Genomic DNA, 21,902 nt, shown 5'->3' on the forward strand with positions numbered 1-21,902 from the left:
GCGACGCAATCGAGCCATGGCCGTGACGGGGTCGCTCAGTGCGGGATGCGGCGCGGGGGCCGCTGGGCGACTTCCTCGCGGAAGAGCTCGATCTCGGTGCTGACCTGGCGGATGAGGTGAGTGTTCTCAATACGATCGAGGTAGAGGCAGTGCCGGGCCAGGCCCTCCAGTTCGAAGGCGAAGCAGAGCGACATCAAAGGGTTGACGAACAGTTCGCTCCCACGGGTGCGTGAAGTGAACTGAATGTCTCCGAAGGCCCCTTGGACGGCTGCGGCTATCGAGCCGTTGACGATGCTGGGGTGTTCGGATGTGTGGGCCTGGGCGTGGGCCACGGCGTCGACGAAGAGCGCCCCCTCGCGGGTCGTACGGGGGACGGAGAACGCGCCCAGGTAGGCACCCGCGCGTTCCAGAGCGGCAATGTTCTCCAGTACGAGGCCATGGCTGACCCCGTGGTACGCGTCGACCCCGAAACCGATGGAGACAACCAGGCGTTCGGGCACGTCGATCCGGGCCAGCGCGGCGACACTGGTGAGGTCCTCCTCCGGAGTTCCGAGCCCCGACTCGTCGCCGCGCATCAGGATGTCGGTGCCGCCGTCCACGAGCACCACGGCATCGATGTCGTAGGTGTCGATCAGCGACTGGTAGGCGGCCCGGAGCGGCTGCACTCCGACGCGGGAGAATGCGTGCACCGTGCTGCGATAGCCGTGCAGTTCGAGCCATTGGGCAAGGGTGCGTTCGGGGAAGTACGCCTGGTGGAGTGCGGTTCGCGGGCCGACAGTGGCGACGTCAGGTGCGAGCCAGGAGTCGAGCGGAAGCCCTTCGATCGCGCTGAACGTGAGATTGGCGAGCTGGACGTCCTTTCCCTGATGCATCAGGGAAAGTGCCACCGGAAGCCCCGCGTAGATATCGAATCCGCCGCCCGCGCCGGCGACGAGAATGCGCTCGGCGTTTTCGAGCCGGGCGAACAAGGGATTGGCGTGCAGCGCAGTCATGTTGATCATTCTGCGACCGGAGGGGATTGCTTCGGGTGGAGTCCCTCGTAGCGTGACCCGTGCCACGTCGGGCCCCGTACGATGGCGCGGTGCTGGTCAAGTGGATTCGCTGCACCGTGGTGGACCGTCATGGGTTCGAGCGGAGGCAGCGAAAGTGGGCGGGGCTGCTGGGTGAGCCGGGGTTCAGGGGGCAGAGCGGAGGATGGAGCCGGGGGCGGCCGGATGTGGCTCATGTCTTCGCGTTCTGGGAGAACCGCGTCTTCTACGACTCCTTCATGGCGCGCGGGCACGACCGGCTGGCCACGGCGCAGTCCGGCATGTACCGGGACATGCAGGTGAAGCTCTTCGAGTACCGCTTCGACGTGAAGACCGGCTTCGAACCGCACTTCACCGACGCGGATGTCGTCAGGGTGGCGCACAGCCGGGTGCATGAGGACCGCGGGGAGCATTTCGCGCTCATGCAGCGGCAGGTGTGGAATCCGGCGATGGCCGGATCGCCGGGAATGCTGCGCGGGATGTTCGGGGAAGCACCGGGGCACGAGTTTCTGGTGCTGTCGATGTGGCAGTCGAGCGCTGAGCGCGGCAAGTACCGGCCGCAGGGCGTGGAACGGCTCTCGGATCGGGCGCAGACCGAGACGGATGTGGCGGAGCTGGCCGGGGACGTGGTGGAGCTCCAGCCGCTGTGGACGGTGTGACCGGCTGAAGCCGGGTTCGGGTCAGGCTCCCGCTTGGGTGGCGGGGGCGGATGCGGGCGGGGGCGGTGACGTGGTGGGTGACCTTGTGGTGAACACGCCTGCGAGAGCGGCCGCCAGGGCGCCGTCCGCCGACTGATCGGCGAGGGCTTCATCGACCGGTTCGCGGGTGACGAACAGGCGGAGGAACAGCGGAGCTGTGGCCGCCCGGACGAGAGCACCGGCGTCGGTGGCCTGCGGAATCTCGCTGCGCTCGACGGCCCGCCGGACGACGGACTCGCAGCGTCGGAACCGCTCGGAGTAGAAGGCGTGCAGAGCGTCGGCCGCCTTGGCGGACTGGAACGCTGCCGCGATGAAGGCACGTGGCGCGGCTGCCGCGGCCGGATCGGCGAACGAGGCTGCCGTTTCCCGGGCGAGCGCGCGCAGATCGTCGCGTAGACAGCCGGTGTCGGGGGGCGTCCAGCCGTCCTCGCCCGCCAGGTCCAGCGCATCGACGACGAGCCCTTCGAGGCCGCCCCAGCGGCGGTAGAGGGTCGTCTTGTGCACGCCGGAACGTTCCGACACGTACTCGACCGACAGGCCCGGATAGCCGTGCTCGGCCAGACCGGTGAGGACGGCGTCGCGAACGGCCGCCCGGGTGCGGGCTGTGCGCCCGCCCGGGCGGCGGGAGCCGGGGGCGGGGTCCGAGTCGGCCGTCGAAGCGGCCCGTTCATTCATCAATTGCTACTCCTGTTGCGTTAACGCCGCCAAGTGTGCCACAGTCTTCTTAATGCGAATCTGATTGCATTTGCAGCCGGGGAGAGGTTCGCATGCCTGGCCGACTGTTGCTGATGTCCGACTCCCGGCGGCCGCCCCTGGGCGGCCCGACGCTGGAGGTGCCCTTGCCCACCCAGATCGCTGTGCACGACATGACTGTGTCCCGTGGGGACCGCATCCTGCTCGACGAGGTCTCCTTCACCGTGCGCCCAGGTGAACGGATCGGCATCGTCGGGGAGAACGGGGCGGGGAAGAGCACGCTGCTGCATGTCCTCGCCGGTCTCGAAACGCCGGATGCAGGCGAGGTGATCACCGTTGCCGAGAGGGGAGCGGAGCTGCTGGCCCAGACGCCTAGGCTCCCGCCCGACAGCACCGTGGAGGACGCGATAGACGCAGCTCTTTCCGAGCTGCGCGACCTGGAGCGCCGGCTGCGTGAGGCCGAGGCGGACCTGGGCGCGGCCGATGAGGCGGCCCTCGCTCAGTACGGGGATCTGCGGACCACCTACGAACTGCGCGGTGGGTACGAGGCGGATGCGCGGATCGAGAAGGCCATGCACGGACTCGGTCTCGCGTGGATAGGCCGTGAACGGACCCTCGGAAGCCTCTCGGGCGGCGAGCTGGCCCGACTGGGTGTCGCGTGCCTGATCGCGGCGGCTCCGGAGGTGATGCTGCTGGACGAGCCCACCAATCATCTCGACGAATCGGCTCTGGAGTGGCTGGAAGGAGCCCTGATCTCCCATCCCGGCACCGTTGTGGCGGTCTCGCACGACAGGGTCTTCCTGGAACGGGTGACCTCGGCCGTGCTCGAGGTCGATGCCGACCGCAGGACGATCGTGCGGTACGGCGGTGGGTACGCGGGATTCGTGGCGGAGCGGAAAGCGGCACGGAGCCGATGGGAGCAGGCGTATGCCCAGTGGACGGAGGAGGCCGCACGGCTACGGGATTACGTCGCGACCACCGCTCACGGCGTCGCGCCCGGGCGAGCCATCAAGGACAACAACAAGATGGCGTACGACCGGGCGGGGAGCCGGGTCCAGGCGTCCGTGTCGGGGCGCGTCCGCAACGCCCAGGAACGCCTGCGCCGTCTTCAGGACGAGGCCGTGGAGAGACCTCCGGACCCCCTGCGCTTTACTGCCCGGCCTGCGGCGGGTGCGGTGCAGGGCGACCTCGTCTCCCTGGCGGGTATCAGGGTCGGGGACCGGCTCGCCGTTGACGAGCTGACCGTGAGAGCGGGCGAGAAACTGCTGATCCACGGGGAGAACGGGGCGGGCAAGTCGACCCTGCTGCGCGTGATGGTGGGCGACGTCGAACCGGATGCCGGTTCGGTGGTCCGACGGGGCAGGATCGGCTGTCTCGCCCAGGAGATCCCGGCGCACCGCCCGGCGCAGCAGGTTCTGGCGGTCTTCGGCCGTGGTCTTCCGGTCGCGGAGGAGGAGCAGGCGGAACTGCTTCTGTCGTACGGACTGTTCCGCCCACAGGACCTCCATGTGCCGGTCGGTTCGCTCTCCGCCGGACAGCGTCGGCGACTGGCGCTGGCCCGGCTGCTGGCCCGGCCGGCTGACCTGCTGCTTCTCGACGAGCCCGCCAACCACCTGGCCCTCGGTCTGGTCCAGGAGCTGGAGGAGGCCCTGTCCCACTGGCCGGGTGCGCTCGTCGTGGTCTCCCACGACCGGCTTCTTCGCCGCCGTTTCGTTGGTCACATACGTCGGATGGAGTCCGGACAACTGCTCGATTGAGGCGCACGGGGCCTAGGGTCGTGACATGGCACGACCGCAGCGCATTGTTCTTGTCCGGCATGGGGAGTCCGAAGGCAATGCCGACGACACGGTGTACGAGCGGGAGCCCGACCACGCGCTGAGGCTCACGGCCAACGGATTGCGGCAGGCCAGGGAGACGGGCGTCCGGCTGCGCGAGCTGTTCGCGGAGGAGCGGGTCAGCGTCTACGTCTCGCCCTACCGCCGGACGCACGAGACGTTCAGGTCCTTCGGTCTCGACCTGGACAGGGTGCGGGTGCGGGAAGAGCCCAGGCTGCGTGAGCAGGACTGGGGGAACTGGCAGGACAGGGACGACGTACGTCTGCAGAAGGCGTACCGCGACGCGTACGGCCACTTCTTCTACCGCTTCGCCCAGGGCGAGTCCGGGGCCGATGTGTACGACCGGGTCGGGGCGTTCCTGGAGAGTCTGTACCGGAGCTTCGAGGACCCGAGCCATCCGGAGAACGTCCTGCTGGTCACGCACGGGCTGACCATGCGGTTGTTCTGCATGCGCTGGTTCCACTGGTCGGTGGCGGAATTCGAGTCGCTGTCCAACCCCGGCAACGCGGAGACACGGTCACTGGTGCTGGGGGAGAACGGCCGCTATACGCTTGACCGGCCGTTCGAGCGCTGGCGCACCCCGGAGCCGTACGGCATCACCGGATAGAGTGGCAGAGCGATGACCGCTGATTCTGCTTCCGACCGGCGCTTCGAACGCGCACTGGCCAGCCTGCGTGGGCTGTCCGTGGGAGACGCCCTGGGCTCCCAGTTCTTCGTCCCCGTCAACTATCCGCTGCTCAAACGGCGCGCTCTGCCGCCCGGTCCCTGGCAGTGGACCGACGACACCGAGATGGCTTCTTCCGTACTCGCCGTGCTCGCTGCGCACGACCGTATCGACCAGGACGCACTCGCTCATTCCTTCGCCGAGCACCATGATTTCGACCGGGGCTACGGCCCCGCGGTGAACCGGCTGCTCCGACTGGTCCGTGAGGGTGGCGACTGGCGCGAGCTGGCGTCCGCGCTCTTCAACGGTCAGGGCTCCTGGGGCAACGGTTCGGCCATGCGTATCGCGCCGCTCGGCGCCTGGTACGCGGACGACCCGGAGCAGGCCATTCACCAGGCCGAGATCTCCTCGTACACGACGCACCAGCACCGTGAGGCAGTCGTCGGCGCGATGGCGGTTGCTGCCGCCGCCTCGCTGGCTGCCGCGCCCGGGGGACCGCCGACGCCGGGCGATCTTCTCGACGGCGTCATCGCCCTCGTACCGCGCAGTGCGGTCGGCGCGGGGCTGCGCCGGGCACGCGACATGCTCGACTACCGGGACGCGGGGACGGTAGCGGCAGTCCTCGGTAACGGGCGTCGTACGAGTGCGCACGACACCGTGCCGTTCGCCCTGTGGTCGGCGGCGCGAAGCCTCGGGGACTACGAGCAGGCATTCTGGGTGACGGCCCAGGCCGGCGGTGATGTCGACACGACCTGCGCCATCGTCGGAGGTGTGGTCGCGGCCGGCACGGCAGGGGCGCCGCCCGCCGACTGGCTGGCACAGACGGAAGAGCCGCCGCACTGGCTCGCCGTGACGCGCAGCTGACAACTCGCCCGGCTGATTCCACTGTCACGGTCCTGCCACAGCACGGTCCACGGCTGCTGGCGGGACCGCGAGCGGAATACTCTTTCGGCCACGCCGCCACTCATTGATCTTGTAGTGGCATGCGCCGAACGAGACGCCGGGGCGATCGTGCCGCCTCCTGGCCGTGCGAGCGGGCCCGGTGGGGGAGGGGTCCCATGTCCGATCAACCGTCCGAGGCGTCGCGCCGACCCGATGCGTCCACGTCGTCCGGGCTGTCCAAGTCGCCCGGTGCGAACGAGGCGCCCGAAGCCGGAGCCGCTTCCGAGAACACCGGCCCAGCACCGGTGACCGGGAGCGCGCAGCCCGTTCAAGCGGAGCCCGCCAACCCGGAGCCCGCTATCCCGGAGCCCGCTATCCCGGAGCCCGCTCACCCGGTTCCGGGGCAGCGGCAGCAGGCCAATCCTTGGCAGCAGGGTGTACGGCCCCCGCGCGCGCAGTCCCGGCTGCACCCGGCACCCTCGACTCCCGTGCCGGTCGGCACACTCTGGTCCGTCCTCGCCACCGCGCTCCTCAGCGCCATCCTGCTGGGCGACGGCCTGGGCCCGAACCTCCTGATCGTCGCGGTGCCGGCGGCTCTCGCGGCCTTCTTCGCAGCGCTCTACGCGGGCCGGCGGCCACGCCCGTGGACACTCACCTGGGCGGTCGGAGGTCTGGCGCTGCTCGCGGTACCGGCGCTCCGGGACGCCGGCTGGCCGACGTTCCTCGCCGTGGTCTCCGCTCTCGCCCTGGGTTCCCTGGCGCTGCACGGCAGCCGCAGCTGGCTGGGCATCTTCCTCGGCTCGCTGGGCCTGGTCGGTGCGGCCGTCCCCGGTCTGCGGTGGGGATGGCGAGGGCTGCGGTCCCAGGCGGAGGCCTCGCGTGCGCGTTGGGGCACGGTCGTCCGCACGACGGCGGTGGCCGTGGTGCTGCTCGTCGTGTTCGGCACACTCTTCGCCGGAGCCGACGCGGCCTTCGCCGACCTGCTCGGCAACCTCATCCCCGATGTGTCGATCGGTGACGGCCCGTGGCGGGTCTTCCTGTTCGTGCTGGGTCTTGTGGGTGCACTGGCAGCCGCGTACACCGCAGCCGCCCCGGCCCGGTGGGACGAGGTCACCGTCCGTCCCGGGCCGGCCCGGGGAAGGGTGGAGTGGGCCCTTCCCCTGATCGTCCTCAATCTGCTTTTCGCGGCGTTCATCGCGCTCCAGCTCGCCGTCCTGTTCGGCGGATACGACAAGGTGCTGGAAGAGACCGACCTCTCCTACGCGGAGTACGCGCGCCAGGGCTTCTGGCAGTTGCTGTGGGCCACCCTGCTCACGCTTCTCGTGATCGCCCTCGCCCTGCGCTGGGCGCCGCGCGGCCGGACCCGGGACCGGACGCTGGTACGCGGAGTGCTCGGCGCCCTGTGCGTACTCACCCTCGTGGTCGTCGCCTCGGCGCTGCGCCGCATGGACCTGTATGTGGACGCGTACGGCCTGACCAGGCTGCGGATTTCTGTCGCGGCCATGGAACTCTGGCTCGGCGTGGTGCTGGTCCTGATCATCGCCGCGGGCGTGTTCGGTGCGCGGCTGCTGCCGCGCGCCGTTGCCGTGAGTGCCGCCGTCGGCGTGCTCGCGTTCGGTCTGGTTTCGCCGGACGGGCTGATCGCGGAGCAGAACGTTCAGCGGTACGAGAACGACAAGTCCATCGACATCGACTATCTCAAGACGCTCTCGGCCGATGCCGTACCGGCTCTGGACAAGCTGCCGGAGCCGCTGCGTTCCTGCGCGCTGGCGAGGATCGAGCGCAATCTCGATGACTCCTCGGACGAGCCCTGGTACGCCACCAGTTGGGGCGTGATGCGAGCCCGCGACATCCTGGCGGAGCGAAGCGCGCTGGAGCGTGCGAACGAATGCGACAGGTCGGGCCGTTACGGAACGGGCAGTGAACGGGACGGCGTCGACGGTGAGTTCTACGATCCCTACGACCCGTACTGATCACGCCACTCGCGAACGGACGCGGGTGCGGTACGCCTGAGAGCGTGTCCCGCATCCGCGTCCGTGCGGGCACGCCCTACGCGGCCGGACCGGCCGCTGCGGACTTTCCGCTCAGTGCTTCCAGATCGCTCTTGCGTACCCGGATGACCAGAATCGCCGTGAGCAGGGCGATGGCGGCCATGGCGACGGCCGCGGTGAACGCCGTGGAGATGCCCTGGGTGAGCACCTCGTTGCCCCACGGTGCCGGTAGCTCCTGGGTTTTGGCGAACTCCGCCTGCTGCTCCGGTGTCGCCTGCGCCATGAACAACGGGACCTGCTTCTCCGCCTCGTTGCGGCTGGCCGTGCCGAAGACGGTGACCAGGATGGAGAGGCCGAGCGAACCACCCACCTGCTGGCTCGCATTGAGCAGACTGGACGCCGCCCCGGCCTCGTGCGGCGCGACCCCGGATACGGCGGTCAGCGTCAGCGTGACGAAGTTCAGCCCCATTCCGAAGCCGAAGAGGAGCATGGGGCCGAGCACGCCGCTCACATAGGAGCTGTCCGGCGAGATGAAGGTCTGCCAGAAGAGACCGAGCCCGGTGATCGTCGAACCCGTGACCATGAAGGGTTTGGGACCGAGCACCGGCAGCAGACGCTGTGAGAGTCCGGCGCCCGTGATGATCGCGACGGTCACCGGGAGGAACGCCAGGCCCGCCTCGATCGGGCTGTAGTCCAGGACGTTCTGCACGAACAGCACGATGAAGAAGAACATGCCGAACATGGCCGCTGCCAGGCTGAGCATGATCATGTACGTGCCCGAGCGATTGCGGTCGGCGAACATCCGCAGGGGGGTGATCGGTTCCTTCGCCCGTGACTCGATGAGTACGAAGGCGGCGAGCAGCAGCACCGCCGCACCGAAGGACGACACGGTGAGCGTGTCGCGCCAGCCTTCCTCCGAGGCGCGGATGAACCCGTACACCAGCGAGGCCATGCCGAGCGTCGAGGTCAGGGCCCCGGAGACGTCGAAGCGGCCGGGGTGCTTCTCCGACTCGTTGATGTAGACGGGCGCGAGGACCGCGATCAGCACACCGATCGGTACGTTGACGAAGAGAACCCAGCGCCAGTCGAGCCACTCGGTGAGCATGCCGCCGGTCAGGAGCCCGATCGCGCCACCGCCCGCCGATACCGCGGCGAACACGCCGAACGCGCGGTTGCGTTCGGGCCCTTCGCGGAACGTGGTGGTGATCAGGGCCAGTGAGGTCGGTGAGGCGATGGCCCCGCCGACCCCCTGCAGCGCCCGCGCGGCCAGCAACTGCCAGGGCTCCTGGGCGAGTCCGCCGAGCAGCGAGGCAAGAGTGAAGACGATGATTCCGGTCATGAAGACCCGGCGGCGGCCCAGGATGTCGCCGGCCCGGCCGCCGAGCAGCAGCAGACCGCCGAAGGTGAGGGTGTAGGCGCTCAGGACCCAGGAGAGATCGGTCGTCGAGAAGCTGAGCGCATCCTGAATATGCGGAAGGGCGATGTTGACGATGGTGGCGTCGAGCACGACCATCAGCTGACATGCGGCAATGACGGTCAGTGCGATCCCCGGTCGCCCCTCCCGGCGAGCAGCGCCCGGATTGCCCTGTTTTTCTAACTGAGAGGTTGTCACTATAGGTCCCCCACAAGTGAATTAGTGAACGGATCCGTTCACTGTTGCGTCAACGGTAGTGAGTCCCCGTTAGTGAACGCAAGCGTTCACTGAGACTGCCGTCGACGGGATATCCGTCGTTGTCGGCCGCTTCCGCCCGGAATCGTGCCGATCCGCTCCTCTCCCCGTCGTGATGGAGATCGACTGATGGCTATTTCGCGCCCGGCTGCCGCCGCTCGGCCCCGCCCGGTGTCCCTGCGCCGTCGTGGGCCCGTACTGGAACGGGCAATCCTCGACGCCGCTCTCGAGCAACTGAGCACGGTCGGCTGGAACGGGCTGACGATGGAGGGCGTGGCCGCAGGCGCCCAGACCGGTAAGGCCGCCGTGTACCGGCGATGGCCCTCGAAGGAGGATCTGGTCGTGGACGCGCTGCGCGCGGGACTGCCGCCGCTGGACGATGCCCGCGACTGCGGCGGGATTCGCGACGACCTCTACGAGGTCTGTCGGCAGCTGCGCGACGCGATGCTGTCGGCGCCGGGAATCGCGCTGCGGTCAGTGCTTCACGAATGCGATGTGAGGACCGCCGAACGGTTTCACGGGGTGATCATGAATGGTGTGATCGACCCTTCGACCGAACTCTTCCGCGCGGTCGTCAGTCGAGGTGTGGACCGCGGTGAGGTGCGCCCGGATGCGGTGAACGACATGGCGTTCGACGTGATCCCGGCCATGATGATGTACCGGACCAAGGTGTGCGGCAGCGAATGGCCGGACGAGGAGATCGCCCGGATGATCGACCACGTCATGATGCCGATCCTGCGCTCCGGATGATGCCGATCCTGCGCTCCGGTCACCGCTGACGGCCGTGTTCCCGGTCCGGTCCACGACGCGCCGGACGGCGGGGTGCGAAGGAGTCGCAGGGACCGGGCGCCCCGGGGTGTTCTTGCCGTGGTCATCGGCGTACGCTTGCTGGCGCCATGCCGTACGAACCACCCACGCACACCGTCGAGCGCTCACTGCGCGCTACCACTGGTGCCAGGACTGTCGCCGGTGTCGACGAGGTCGGACGCGGAGCGTGGGCCGGCCCCGTCACCGTCTGCGCTGCTGTCACCGGGCTTCGTCGACCCCCGGACGGGCTCACGGACTCGAAGCTGCTCAGTCCCAAGCGCCGCGCGGAACTGGCTCCACTGCTGGAGAACTGGGTCACGGCCTACGGGCTGGGGCACGCCTCGCCTCAGGAGATCGACGATCTCGGAATGACGGCGGCGCTTCGGCTCGCGGCGGTGCGGGCGCTCGAGGGTCTGCCCGTACGGCCGGACGCCGTGATCCTCGACGGCAAGCACGACTACCTGGGAGAGCCCTGGCAGGTCCGCACCGTCATCAAGGGGGACCAGTCCTGTATCGCCGTCGCAGCCGCTTCGGTGATCGCGAAGGTCCACCGCGACACGATGATGGCCGAACTGGGCGCGGAATCAGGTGAGTACGCAGACTTTGCCTTCGGCGCCAACGCGGGATACCCGTCGCCGGTACACAGGGCCGCGCTGGAGGAGCGGGGGCCCACGCCCCATCACCGCCTCTCCTGGTCCTACCTTGATGCGTTGCCCAGGTGGCAGCACCTGAAGAAGGTCCGATTCTCCGCCGAGGCGGCTGCACTGGAAAGCGGGGGCCAGCTCGGCTTCGACTTCTGATCGCGCACGCGTACCCACCCGCTGACGCCCGAAGCGTCGGCGCTCGAAAGTCAACTATTCCTGCCTCTCATCCCCGAGGAGCCTCAGATTCACGAGAGTGCCCAGGGTCCCCGCGTCACTCCGGCCGCCGGCCGTACCGCGCCGACCCCCCGTCCCGTACCAGGTCCGCGTTCCGCGGCCACGCCGCGTCCCGGGCGTCCGGGCCCCGGCCCCGCGAGGCCTGCGCCCCCGGCGCAGCGCCCGCAGCCCACACCCACTCCTGCTGCCCCTGCTGCGGGCCCGGCCCAGCCGGAGAATCGTTCCGCGCCGCAGCTCCAGTTGATCCCGGTCCCGGCCGGCGGCGCACTCGACGCGGCCGACGAGGCAGTCGACCTGCTGCTCGACTCGGGGCGCGCACCGGGCGACATCCTGGTCCTCACCACGGGTGAGGTGCACCCCTGGACGGCGCACGAGATCTCCTTCGGAGAGGCCGCCTACTGGGCGCAGCACGACGCCGGCGACGACGTCTTCTTCGCTCACCTCGCGGCGGCCGACCGTGCCAAGCCCCGCCCGGTGGTCGTGGTGGCGGTCAACGGTGACGTCGACGACGCCACCGCCCGCGCCCTTCCCGTGGCGCGCGACCGAGCCGACGCGCTGCTGATCGTGTGCGGGGACCCGCAGAAGATCAACTCCGTGCTGGGTGCGGGAGTCTGAGCCGTACGCCGTAGGGTCCCGGCTGCCCGAAGAAGGGGGGCCGGGACCGTGCGCGTCTCAGCGGGCGGCGGTCCGCCGCAGGGCGTCCACCGCGCCGCCGCCGGTGCGCTGCGGGGCCGGATCGAGATCGACGAAGGCCTCGGAGAGCTTCGAGGCCGACGATACGGAACTGGGCCGACGCCCGCCCCGGCCCTCGCCGAGCACCTGCCAGCCTCCCCGGGTCAGCGTGATGTACGCGCCGCACCGCAGGCCGTGCAGCGTGCAGGCGTCCCGGAGCCCCCACATCCACGCGCCGTCCTCCTCCGTCCAGCGCTCGTCGCCCTCGCGGCAGTAGAGCAGCACCGCTGTACGGATGGGAGCGCGGCGACGCAGGTCGTGCGGGAGGACCCGGCGCAGATGGGCCAGCAGCGCGTTGCGGAATTCCCACCCGTCCGCTGCCACGGTCGTCCGCCGGGCGAACGAGGCGCTGGCCGTGAGCCGCTCCTCGTGGTCGAGAACGGCCACGACGGCGGTCGCCGGAGTCGGCCGGTGACGGGCGTGGAGGCCACTGACGACCTCGCGCGGACTCCGCAGCAGGGGTATCCCGGCCGAGGCCCATTCGGCTGGTTCCAGCGTTCTGGCAAGGCTGTTGACGGAGCCTGCGGACGCCGAGGACGTGGGCATCGAAGAGGCTTGGGACGGAGCGAATCCGAAGGTCACGGTCCTCCCTTCGCTACGCGCCCACGGTGCGGGCAGGGTCGAGTGGGGGCGCGCCGCTGCACAGCCCATCCGGGCCGCGAAGGGACCGTGCGGGGAGCGACTCCAATTCTTCCTGGCGTACCGGCACGCGGCAACGAGCAATTGGCTCAGCTGACGGGAATCAGCCGGAATGACACTGATATCCCTGCCCAGACTGTGCCCCTACGACTCCACCTGTCTCGCCTGAACGGCGAGGACCAGCGGAAACACGCCATCCGCGCCCAACCGTGCAGCACGGGCGACGCAACGGTGCGTGTCCGTCCCCTGCCGGAGAGTTCGCCGCCTTTGGCCGCCTGGGCACACCGAGACCGAGGCCCCCGAGAAGCCTTCGCCCCGTCGGGGGTAATTAGAAGGCGGTCATGGTTCATGGCTGCCTAGGCTCCCCCCATGCCAAACCCGGAACTGCAGCGGATCATCTCCTTCCTGTCGACGTTTGCCCGCCGTCAGGCCGCGCGCACCGTCGACGTCCCGGGCGGGTTCGCCGCGTTTGACGACGCGTTCGCACATTCCCGCGGGAACAACCAGGTCGTCATCGACACGGCCGTCGACTCCGAGGGGCTTCCCGCCATCGCGGATGAGGTACTGGGGCATCTGCCACACCGGCTGATCTCCGTCCTTGACGACGAGGTCGGACTGGAGTGCGCCGAGCCACTGATCCGGGCCGGATACGCCCACTCCACCTATCTGGTCATGCTGCACGCGGGCCCCGTGCCGACCGGCAGACCCGCGGAGGTGGTGGACCTCGACGCGATACGTATCCCGCTCACCCGGCGATGGCGGGGCCTCCTGCCGGATGTCGACGACGAGGTCGTGCGCCACCTCGTCGACCGCCGCGAGGCTCGCCACCGCGGGGCCGACGTCGTCCACTTCCTCGGTGCCCGTACGGACGAGGGCGAGGTCGCCTCATGGGCCGACCTCTACATGGACCCGGCAACCGGCACAGCCCAGATCGAGGACCTGATCACCTCGGAGGCCCACCTCAGGCACGGTTACGCCGATGCCGTCCTGACCACCGCCTTGCACCTGGCCGTCGACAAGGACTGCGGTACCCGGTTCCTGACCGCTGCTGCGACGGACTGGCCGCGCCACTGGTACGAGCGCCGCGGATTCTCCGTCATCGGCCGCTCCCACTGCTTCGAACGGAGCTGATCGCGGGACAGCCCGGAGCTCTCCCTCAGTTCGTGAGTCGGTTGTCACGCGGGGTGAAGTCGCCGATTGTCAGTGCCATCAGGTTGCATGGAGGCATGGACAACCTGGAGCTCCGCACTGAAGCCGACGCCATCCTCGCTGAGCTCGTCGGTGACCCCGGGGGTTCGGCGCGGTTGCGGGAGGACCAGTGGCAGGCGGTGGCGGCTCTGGTGCAGGACCGCCGGCGCGCGCTGGTGGTGCAGCGCACCGGCTGGGGCAAATCGGCGGTGTACTTCGTGGCCACCGCTCTGCTGCGCCGGCGTGGCTCCGGCCCCACGGTGATCATCTCGCCGCTGCTGGCACTGATGCGGAACCAGGTCGAGTCGGCGGCCAGGGCCGGTATCCAGGCGCGGACCATCAACTCGGCCAACCCGGAGGAGTGGGAGACGATCTACGGGGAGGTCGAACGCGGCGAGACCGATGTTCTCCTCGTCAGCCCGGAACGTCTCAATTCCGTGGACTTCCGCGATCAGGTGCTGCCCAGGCTTGCGTCCACGACCGGTCTGCTGGTGGTCGACGAGGCACACTGCATCTCCGACTGGGGACACGACTTCCGCCCCGACTACCGGCGGTTGCGGGCGATGCTGGCGGAGCTTCCCGCCGGTGTGCCGGTGCTGGCCACCACCGCGACCGCCAACGCGCGGGTCACTGCGGATGTGGCGGAGCAGCTGGGTACCGGGGCCGGCGAGGCACTGGTGCTGCGCGGCCCGCTCGAGAGGGAAAGCCTGCGGCTGGGTGTCGTCCAGCTGCCGGATGCCGCGCACCGCCTGGCCTGGCTCGCCGAGCACCTGGACGAGCTGCAGGGCTCGGGGATCATCTACACCCTCACCGTCGCCGCAGCCGAGGAGGCCACCGCCTTCCTGCGGCAGCGCGGCTTCAAGGTGGCCTCGTACACCGGAAAGACGGAGAACGCCGACCGGCTGCAGGCCGAGATCGACCTGCGGGAGAACCGGGTCAAGGCGCTGGTCGCGACGTCGGCGCTGGGTATGGGCTACGACAAGCCGGACCTGGGGTTCGTGGTCCATCTCGGCTCGCCGTCCTCGCCGATCGCCTACTACCAGCAGGTGGGGCGCGCGGGGCGCGGGGTGGCCCATGCCGACGTACTGCTGCTGCCGGGCAAGGAGGACGAGGCCATCTGGCGCTACTTCGCCGATACCGCTTTTCCGCCCGAGACGCAGGTCCGGCAGACCCTCTCGGCCCTCTCCGATGCGGGACGGCCCCTGTCCGTGCCGGCTCTGGAGGCGGCGGTTGATCTTCGGCGCAGCAGGCTGGAGTCGATGCTGAAGGTGCTGGATGTCGACGGTGCGGTCAAGCGGGTGAAGGGCGGCTGGACGGCCACGGGGGCCGAGTGGGTGTACGAGGGCGAGCGCTATGCGTGGGTGGCCAAGCAGCGGGCGGCCGAGCAGCAGGCCATGCGCGATTACGTGAGTACGTCCCAGTGCCGGATGGAGTTCCTGCGCCGGCAGCTGGACGACGAGGGGGCGATCCCCTGCGGGCGTTGCGACAACTGCGTGGGGGCCTGGGCCGATTCCTCCGTCTCGGCGGAGACCTTGACGGGAGCGGAGAAAGAACTGGATCGCCCCGGAGTGGAGGTGGAGCCGCGCCGGATGTGGCCGACGGGGATGCCCGCACTGGGTATCGACCTCAAGGGCCGCATCCCGGCCAAGGAGCAGTGCTCCACCGGGCGTGCCCTGGGGCGGCTCTCGGACATCGGCTGGGGAAACCGGCTGCGCCCGCTGCTTGCCGAGAACGCGCCCGACGGGCCGGTCCCGGACGACGTCCTGCAGGCCGCGGTGGCGGTCCTCGCCGACTGGGCCCGCTCTCCTGGCGGCTGGGCACCCAATGCCCCGGACGCTTCTGCCCGTCCGGTAGGAGTCGTCGCTGTACCGTCCCTGTCCCGCCCGCAACTGGTCGGCTCCCTCGCCCAGGGAATCGCGACCATCGGCCGCCTCCCCTTCCTGGGCACCCTGACGTACACGGGACCGAGCGGCGCGCACGCGGCACGCCGTAGCAACTCCGCCCAACGCCTCAGGGCGCTGTCCGGCACCTTCATCGTCCCTGAGGACCTGGCCGGTGCCCTGGCCGGCACTCCCGGGCCGGTCCTGCTCGTGGACGACTACACCGACTCCGGCTGGACGCTGGCGGTCGCCGCCCGCCTGGTCCGCCAGGCAGGCAGCGAACAGGTTCTTCCCTTGGTTCTCGCTGCGGCAGGCTGAGCTTCGCCCGCACAGCAAGACCCGGTAGAGATCTCTCACTACCGGGTCGGGTCCGGTGCTGTCCCACTACCTCTAAGAGGGCGTCGCGGTGCTGCTCGTGGACGGTGTCGGGCTGCTCGTCGACGGTGTCGGGCTGCTGCTCTGCGACGGCGTCACATTCTTCTGGGCAGGGGCCTTCTCCTTGTCGTTACTGCCGCACGCGCTCAGCGCGGCCACAAGGGCGAGTACCGCCACGCCTGCCTTGATGGCGTGCCGAATCGGAATTCCGGGAACGCTGGACGTCCTGGCCATGCGTCACTTCCTTTTGCCTCGTCGCGGTCCGGGCAGGCGGGACCGCATCACCCGGCAACGTGAACTCACGCTCATCGTAGGGACGAGAGATTCCCATGGGGATACGGGTAACGGCGGAGTTCGGCCATTCTTCGGCGAGTAGTAGATGAGTAGTTACTGCAGGCCTGCTCACTGCTGTGCCAGCGTCTCCCATCGCTCAGCGGGGAGGGTGAACTGGCTGAGTTCGGTGCGTTCTTGTTTTCCTCGTACGAACACGCTGTGCTGTCGCACATACGTGAACCCGAGATGCTCCAGCAGGCGAGCGGAACGCGTGTTGCGTACGTCGCACTCCGCCGTGGCGGTTCGCAGCCCCTGCGTGAACAGCTCGCCCAGCACACCGAGGACGGCCTCGGACGCATAGCCGCGCCCTTGCTGGTCGCGGGCGATGCTGAAGCCCACCTCGGCTTCCAGGCCACCCGGATTCCGGTGTACGGCGACGTCCCCTATGAGGCGCTCTTCGTGTTTCAGCTCGACCGCGTAGGGAAACCAGCCCGGACGGGTGGGATCGCGACGAGAGTATTCACCGACGAGGCGACGCGCCGATGCGAGGGACAGCGGAAAATCCCAGTTCTGATAGCGGGCGATTTCGCGATCCGAGCGATAGGCGGCGAAATCGGTAATGTCGCAGGGAAGAAAACGGCGGAGGCGGAGCCGAGATGTTTCAATCTGCACCGGCCAAGGATTCCAGGGTTCCGCTTAATTGGGAAGTGCCCCTGCGGCATGCATCGACTGCCGCCGGTCTCGACCGAACATCGTTGTGCAGGCTGGAATTCGGCCGCCTCGGTGCGCCCCTCGGTGCGCCCCTCGATCCGCCTCTCGGTCCGCCTTCAGCCAACGCCCCGACGTGGCTGCCACCCGGCCCCGCCCCTGCGTGTCGTCCTCCGCAGGGCCGGGGCCGCCTTCGTGGATCAGCCCTCGGTCCAGCTGTGGTTCTTCGCGAACTGTGCCAGCCCGACGCGAGTCTGCAGGATCTGCTCGCCGGTGAGCGACGGGGCCGATGCCAGAAGGACCTCGGTGACCTCCCGCATGAACTCCTCCGCGCTGAGTACGTCGCAAAGGGAATCGTCGAACGGCGGCAGCGGCTTGCCGTCCGTTCCCTGGGCGAGGCGGACCGCGGATGCCTTCGGCCCGCGCTCGCCGTTCTCGATCTCGAATTCCACCTTCACACCGGGGCGCACGTACTCCTCGGACACCTGCATGTCGTTTACATGCAGGAACACGTCGTCCCCGCCGGTGTCCGGCGCAATGAATCCGTAGCCCCGCACACTGTCAAAACGCACCACACGACCAGCAACCATGCCATCTCCCACCAGAATTGGGCCCATTGCCCATTCGAGCCCCTTGCTCGAAGAATCCGGGTCAGAGCGTAGCCGCGACGGTGCCGTCGAGGCGAGTCCCTTGGTGTGCACGGGGCACCGTTACGTCACTCGCCGCACCGATACAGGGTGCCCTGCGTGTCCTGGTCGTTCCCGTCGTAGGCGGAGGCCGGTACGGCCGTGCAGTCGGACTTCACCCATGCGCGTACCGCATCGACGGCCGTGTTCTTCTCGCCCTGGGTCTGTGCGTATCCCTGCCAGCCGTCGGCGCTGAGCAGGACGAAACGCAACTCGCCCTCGGCCACGAGCCTCTTGACCTCTTCCGGTGCCGGCTGGGGTGAACCGCCGCTGAATCCGCCCATCGGCATCACATAGGCGCCGGTTGCCACGATGTAGTTCCAGGACATGACGGCGGAGTCGTTGGCGAACACGAACTTCGCACCGTCGCGGTGCCGTTGGGTGTACGCGAGCAGCTTGTGCTGGCTGTCGGTGAGTACGTCCGACTCATTGAGCGACGCCGAGGCGGCGGCCGTGCCGCTCGGTGCATTGCCCACCCCCACCACGTTGGCTGCCCGGCGTACCGCGCTGCCGCCCGTGGCGAACGGGCCGGCCGAGGCGTCCATCGCACTGCCGGCGTACAGCGGATCAAGCACCGACAGGGACCAGCCGGCGGGCGCGGCCAGTATGGCGACCAGCCCCGCCGCCAGCCCGCCGACGGCCAGTCTTCCCGTCCGTCGGTTCTTGCGGTGCGCGACGAGGAGCAAGGTCAGTCCGCCCGCGCCCGCCAGGATGACAAGCCACGGCAGCCATGGCAGGAAATCCGGATAGAGAAAGCAGAGGAAGGCACTCCACACCAGTTCCAGCGCGACCACGGTGGGCAGTGCCCAGACCCTTCGGCCCTCTCGGTACGCCTTCCAGAAGGAGACCAGGCCGATACCCGACAGCGCAGCCAGGGCGGGGGCGAGCATGGCGACATATGCGGTGTGCGGGACTTCGATGGCGCTCAGCACGGCGGCGCTGATGGCCAGCCAGCCTCCCCACAGGACGAACCCGCCGCGGAACCGTTCCGTACGCGGCACCTTGCGCCGCCAGCGCGCGCAGAGCGCGAGGCTCATCAGTGCCAGCGGATACAGCCAGCCCACCTGGGGGGCGAAGCGGCTCCCGAGCAGCTTGCCCGGGACCGATCCACCGCCGGAGGGCCCGCCGTCGGGCGGTGTGCCGGCTCCCGCCGCGTCCGGTGCCTGTGGAAGACCTTGCGGGGGGCCCACTGTGTCGTTCATCTGGCTGACGGAGCCCTCGACCAGATCGCTGGAAAAGCGGTTGAAACCGTTGTAGCCGAAGACCATGCTGAAGGCACTGTTGTTGGTGGTTCCGTCCACGTATGGTCGTTCGGATGCCGGAGTGAACGTCAGGAGCAGCACCCAGGAGACGGAGACCGCGAGGGTGACCGCGCCCGCGGCCAGCACGTGGCCCACTCTTCGCCGCAGCGGTGCGGGCGCCACCACGAGGTAACCGATGGCGAGTGCGGGCAGGATCAGCCAGGCCTGCATCATCTTGGCCTGGAAGCCCAGGCCGATCCACACTCCCGCAAGCAGGAGCGGGCGCAGCCGGGCGCTGAACATGGCACGCTGGCAGGCGTCGGCGGCCAGGACCAGGCACATGGTCATTGCCCCGTCCCCCATGGAATGGCCGAACATCGAGGCGACCGCGGGGGTCAGCGTCATGATGCCGGCAGCCAGGAGACCCGGAACCACGCCCGCCCAGAGACGGACCACTCGGTAGAGGACCAGGACGCTGATCACGCCCTCGATGACCTGGGGGAGTGTCAGGGACCAGGCGTGGAAACCGAAGATGCGCACGGACAGGGCCTGTGGCCACAGGAAGCCGGCGAGCTTGTCGAGCGTGATGGTGGCGCCCGGGTCCAGGGCGCCGAAGAAGAAGGCCGGCCAGCTCTCCGACATGCTGCGGGCCGCCACCGAGTAGAACGGGGCGTAGCCGCTGGTGGTGATATTCCAGGAGTAGAGCACGGCGGCCAGGGCGGCGATGCCCAGCAGCGCCGGTCTCGCCCAACGGGGTTGGTCCGCAGGGGACTTCCATACTTCCCAGCGTCTGGGTCTGCTGGTCGAGGGTGTCGTGTGCTCCGGCGATTGCGCTTCGGGGAGGTCCAGTGTGGTGCTCATGCCAGACCGCATTCGATGCAACGTGAAGTGTCCATGGCGGAAAGCTAGAGGTCCGTCACGATGTTCGCCATGGGATGTGGAGGGGGGCGTACCGCATGGCTGATCAGCATGCCTGCCATTTCGGTTCGCGCTTCTCGGCGAATGCGCGGGGGCCTTCGGTCGCGTCGGCGCTGTGCATGCGTCGTTGCTCCCAGGGATAGTGGGTGGCGAATGCCGACTCCAGGGACAGACCGGCGGATGCGGTGGCTGCCTCCTTGATGGCGCGCACCGACAGCGGAGCGCAGCGCACCAGGTCGGCCACCCAGCTCTCGGTGCGGTCGTCCAGCTCTTCCGCCGGTGCGACCTCGTTGACGAGGCCGAGTGTGTAGGCCCGTTGGGCATCCATCGGGCGGCCGGTCAGCAGGTGGCCCATCGCCGTCTTCCACGGCAGTTGCCGCGTCAGCCGGAATACGCCTCCGGCCCCCGCGACGAGCCCGAGCCTGGCTTCGGGCAGGGCGAAGGTCGCGTCCTGGGACGCCACGACGATGTCGCAGGCCAGTGCGAGCTCGAAACCGCCGCCCAGGGCGTATCCACGTACCTTCGCAACGACGGGCTTGGCCAGATCGAAGCGCTCGGTGAGCCGTGGCCAGCCGGGTTTGCCCCGGCTTCCGAACGTGGAGGGTGCGGCGAGGCCGGCTTCCTCCCTGGCGGCCAGTTCCTTGAGGTCCTGGCCCACGGAGAAGGCGCGGGAGCCCTCGCCGGTGAGCAGGGCGACCCACATGTCGTCGTCGGCTTCGAAGTCGTCCCATATCTCGCCGAGTTCCTCGTGCATGCACAGATCCATGGCATTGAGGGCATCAGGCCTGTTCATGGTGATTCGGGCGACGTGACCGCTCTTTTCGTACCGCACGCGCGACAGATTCTTCATGCCGGGCACTCTAGAGATCTTTAATGGCGGGGGTCGCGCGTACGTCAAGCATTCGGTGCGGCCGAATGTTCAACCGGAGCGGAGCCGCAGTTGAACGCACGTCCTGCCGGAATCAAATATTGAAATTCGGTGCACGGTCGGGTCATAGTGCTACGGCGAGCGCATTTCGCGCTTTCGGTGCTTGTCCGTTTGACGCGAACAATGTGCAGGAGGGGCCGTGCTTCAGCTCACCGATGGTGATGTGGACGAGCTCATCGAGACGGTCGATGTCGTAGGTGCCGTGCGTGAGGTGTTCCTGGCGCACGCGGCACAGCGCACGGTGCTGCCGGAGGAGAGCTGCCTGCGGTGGACCAACGACCAGGGCGAGTCCTGTCGTAGCCTCAACATGCCCGGCCTGGTGGAGATCGACGGCAGACGATTCGCCGGCACGAAGATCATCAATGCGAGTCTGGGCAACCCGGACCGTGGGCTGGCGCGTGCCGACGGCGTCGTCCTCCTCTTCGATCTCACCACCGCTCGGCCGGTGTGCATCATGCCGGCGGCCCGTGTGTCCGCCGCGCGCACCGCAGCGGTGAGTGTGCTCGCGGCGGAGCTCTGCCGGTCCCGCCCCGCACGCTCCATCGCGGTCGTGGGTGCCGGAGCGCTCGCCGAGGCGCACCTGAGTCTGGCGCTGCACAGGTGGCCGTCGCTGCAGAGAGTGCGACTCCACGACCGGGTTCCCGAACGCGCGGCGCTCCTCGCCGAACGCCTGGGAGCCGTCCGTCCCGGGGTCGTCTTCGACGTCACCAGCACCGCCGAACAGGCGGTGCATGACGCCGAGTTGGTCATTCCAGTCACTACGACAACGACCGGATACATCCCCGCGGACTGGATCGCGGAGGGGGCCGTCGTCGTCAACGTATCGCTGGACGACCTGATGCCCGATGTGTTCACGGCTGCCGACAAGGTGATCGTGGACGACTGGAGCCTCGTCGCTGCCGACACCACACGGTTGCTCGGCAGGATGTACCGCGCCGGCGACGTACTGCCGCCACCGCGGGGACGTATCACCGACGGGGCAGGCCCGCACGCCGTGGAGGTCGCCGCCGAACTCTGCGACGTCATCAGCGGCACCACCTCCCCCCGCGCGTCCGCCACCGACCGCGTCGTGATCAACCCCTTCGGGATGTCACTCCACGACGTAGCTGTCGCGGGCAAGATCTACACAGCACATCTCGGCAAGGCGCCGACCCACTTCGTGGGAGCCGCCGTGCCGTGACACAGCCAG

The 21,902-nt window shown here is 68.8% G+C and carries 20 protein-coding genes; 11 read left to right on the plus strand and 9 right to left on the minus strand.

Annotated elements, in window-relative coordinates:
• Positions 1 to 35 precede the first annotated feature (35 nt).
• The gene (locus ACFT7S_RS33840) at positions 36 to 992 is read right to left on the minus strand and encodes a DUF1152 domain-containing protein (RefSeq protein ID WP_382738721.1); all 957 of its coding nucleotides are present in this window, start codon (positions 990 to 992) and stop codon (positions 36 to 38) included.
• Positions 993 to 1,081: 89 nt separating this feature from the next.
• Here ACFT7S_RS33840 and ACFT7S_RS33845 point away from each other — a divergent pair, with 89 nt between their 5' ends.
• Entirely contained in the window at positions 1,082 to 1,687 is a 606-nt protein-coding gene (locus tag ACFT7S_RS33845) for a YdbC family protein (protein ID WP_382738724.1), read from the plus strand.
• Positions 1,688 to 1,708: 21 nt separating this feature from the next.
• Here the strand turns inward: ACFT7S_RS33845 and ACFT7S_RS33850 are convergent, their stop codons facing one another.
• The gene (locus tag ACFT7S_RS33850; RefSeq protein WP_382738727.1) at positions 1,709 to 2,401 is read right to left on the minus strand and encodes a TetR/AcrR family transcriptional regulator C-terminal ligand-binding domain-containing protein; all 693 of its coding nucleotides are present in this window, start codon (positions 2,399 to 2,401) and stop codon (positions 1,709 to 1,711) included.
• A gap of 164 nt (positions 2,402 to 2,565) precedes the next feature.
• Here ACFT7S_RS33850 and ACFT7S_RS33855 point away from each other — a divergent pair, with 164 nt between their 5' ends.
• From ACFT7S_RS33855 to ACFT7S_RS33870, 4 genes are all read left to right on the plus strand, one after another.
• Positions 2,566 to 4,176 (plus strand): ABC-F family ATP-binding cassette domain-containing protein, encoded by a 1,611-nt coding sequence (locus ACFT7S_RS33855; protein ID WP_382738791.1) that lies wholly within the window; start codon positions 2,566 to 2,568, stop codon positions 4,174 to 4,176.
• Between the two features lie 25 nt (positions 4,177 to 4,201).
• Positions 4,202 to 4,861, plus strand: a complete 660-nt coding sequence (locus tag ACFT7S_RS33860) for a histidine phosphatase family protein (RefSeq protein WP_382738730.1) — start codon at positions 4,202 to 4,204, stop codon at positions 4,859 to 4,861.
• 12 nt (positions 4,862 to 4,873) lie between these two features.
• A complete protein-coding gene (locus tag ACFT7S_RS33865; RefSeq protein ID WP_382738733.1) occupies positions 4,874 to 5,782 on the plus strand; it encodes an ADP-ribosylglycohydrolase family protein in 909 nt (302 codons plus the stop codon).
• Between the two features lie 194 nt (positions 5,783 to 5,976).
• Positions 5,977 to 7,773, plus strand: coding sequence for a DUF4153 domain-containing protein (locus ACFT7S_RS33870; RefSeq protein ID WP_382738736.1), 1,797 nt, complete (start codon positions 5,977 to 5,979; stop codon positions 7,771 to 7,773).
• A 76-nt stretch (positions 7,774 to 7,849) separates the two neighbouring features.
• On the opposite strand, the gene ACFT7S_RS33875 is transcribed toward ACFT7S_RS33870, so the two are convergent.
• The gene (locus ACFT7S_RS33875) at positions 7,850 to 9,403 is read right to left on the minus strand and encodes an MFS transporter (protein ID WP_382738739.1); all 1,554 of its coding nucleotides are present in this window, start codon (positions 9,401 to 9,403) and stop codon (positions 7,850 to 7,852) included.
• Between the two features lie 186 nt (positions 9,404 to 9,589).
• On the opposite strand from ACFT7S_RS33875, the gene ACFT7S_RS33880 reads away from it, so the two are divergent.
• The 3 genes from ACFT7S_RS33880 to ACFT7S_RS33890 all read left to right on the plus strand — a co-directional run bounded on the left by ACFT7S_RS33880 (position 9,590) and on the right by ACFT7S_RS33890 (position 11,760).
• Positions 9,590 to 10,210 carry a TetR/AcrR family transcriptional regulator gene (locus ACFT7S_RS33880; protein WP_382738742.1) on the plus strand — a complete coding sequence of 207 codons (621 nt, stop codon included), beginning with the start codon at positions 9,590 to 9,592 and terminating at the stop codon, positions 10,208 to 10,210.
• A gap of 146 nt (positions 10,211 to 10,356) precedes the next feature.
• On the plus strand, positions 10,357 to 11,067 hold the full coding sequence (locus ACFT7S_RS33885) for a ribonuclease HII (protein WP_382738745.1): 711 nt from the start codon (positions 10,357 to 10,359) through the stop codon (positions 11,065 to 11,067).
• A 60-nt stretch (positions 11,068 to 11,127) separates the two neighbouring features.
• Positions 11,128 to 11,760 (plus strand): hypothetical protein, encoded by a 633-nt coding sequence (locus ACFT7S_RS33890; RefSeq protein ID WP_382738794.1) that lies wholly within the window; start codon positions 11,128 to 11,130, stop codon positions 11,758 to 11,760.
• A 57-nt stretch (positions 11,761 to 11,817) separates the two neighbouring features.
• On the opposite strand, the gene ACFT7S_RS33895 is transcribed toward ACFT7S_RS33890, so the two are convergent.
• Complete coding sequence (locus ACFT7S_RS33895) at positions 11,818 to 12,459, minus strand: hypothetical protein (protein ID WP_382738748.1); 642 nt, start codon at positions 12,457 to 12,459, stop codon at positions 11,818 to 11,820.
• 426 nt (positions 12,460 to 12,885) lie between these two features.
• Between ACFT7S_RS33895 and ACFT7S_RS33900 the strand changes: the two genes are divergently transcribed.
• On the plus strand, positions 12,886 to 13,647 hold the full coding sequence (locus ACFT7S_RS33900) for a GNAT family N-acetyltransferase (RefSeq protein WP_382738751.1): 762 nt from the start codon (positions 12,886 to 12,888) through the stop codon (positions 13,645 to 13,647).
• A 95-nt stretch (positions 13,648 to 13,742) separates the two neighbouring features.
• Complete coding sequence (locus tag ACFT7S_RS33905; RefSeq protein ID WP_382738753.1) at positions 13,743 to 15,902, plus strand: RecQ family ATP-dependent DNA helicase; 2,160 nt, start codon at positions 13,743 to 13,745, stop codon at positions 15,900 to 15,902.
• Between the two features lie 72 nt (positions 15,903 to 15,974).
• Here ACFT7S_RS33905 and ACFT7S_RS33910 read toward each other — a convergent pair whose 3' ends face one another.
• From ACFT7S_RS33910 to dpgD, 5 genes are all read right to left on the minus strand, one after another.
• On the minus strand, positions 15,975 to 16,193 hold the full coding sequence (locus ACFT7S_RS33910; RefSeq protein WP_382738755.1) for a hypothetical protein: 219 nt from the start codon (positions 16,191 to 16,193) through the stop codon (positions 15,975 to 15,977).
• 168 nt (positions 16,194 to 16,361) lie between these two features.
• Positions 16,362 to 16,904, minus strand: coding sequence for a GNAT family N-acetyltransferase (locus tag ACFT7S_RS33915; RefSeq protein WP_382738758.1), 543 nt, complete (start codon positions 16,902 to 16,904; stop codon positions 16,362 to 16,364).
• 236 nt (positions 16,905 to 17,140) lie between these two features.
• Positions 17,141 to 17,530: a cold-shock protein gene (locus tag ACFT7S_RS33920; protein ID WP_382738796.1), complete on the minus strand. Its 390-nt coding sequence runs from the start codon at positions 17,528 to 17,530 to the stop codon at positions 17,141 to 17,143.
• A gap of 125 nt (positions 17,531 to 17,655) precedes the next feature.
• Positions 17,656 to 19,728, minus strand: a complete 2,073-nt coding sequence (locus tag ACFT7S_RS33925; RefSeq protein ID WP_382738761.1) for an ArnT family glycosyltransferase — start codon at positions 19,726 to 19,728, stop codon at positions 17,656 to 17,658.
• A 103-nt stretch (positions 19,729 to 19,831) separates the two neighbouring features.
• Positions 19,832 to 20,635, minus strand: a complete 804-nt coding sequence (dpgD, locus tag ACFT7S_RS33930; RefSeq protein ID WP_382738763.1) for an enoyl-CoA-hydratase DpgD — start codon at positions 20,633 to 20,635, stop codon at positions 19,832 to 19,834.
• A gap of 217 nt (positions 20,636 to 20,852) precedes the next feature.
• Between dpgD and ACFT7S_RS33935 the strand changes: the two genes are divergently transcribed.
• Positions 20,853 to 21,893, plus strand: a complete 1,041-nt coding sequence (locus tag ACFT7S_RS33935) for an ornithine cyclodeaminase family protein (protein ID WP_382738766.1) — start codon at positions 20,853 to 20,855, stop codon at positions 21,891 to 21,893.
• Positions 21,894 to 21,902 lie beyond the last annotated feature (9 nt).

It is taken from the genome of Streptomyces sp. NPDC057136 (assembly GCF_042670885.1).
GTDB lineage: Bacteria > Actinomycetota > Actinomycetes > Streptomycetales > Streptomycetaceae > Streptomyces.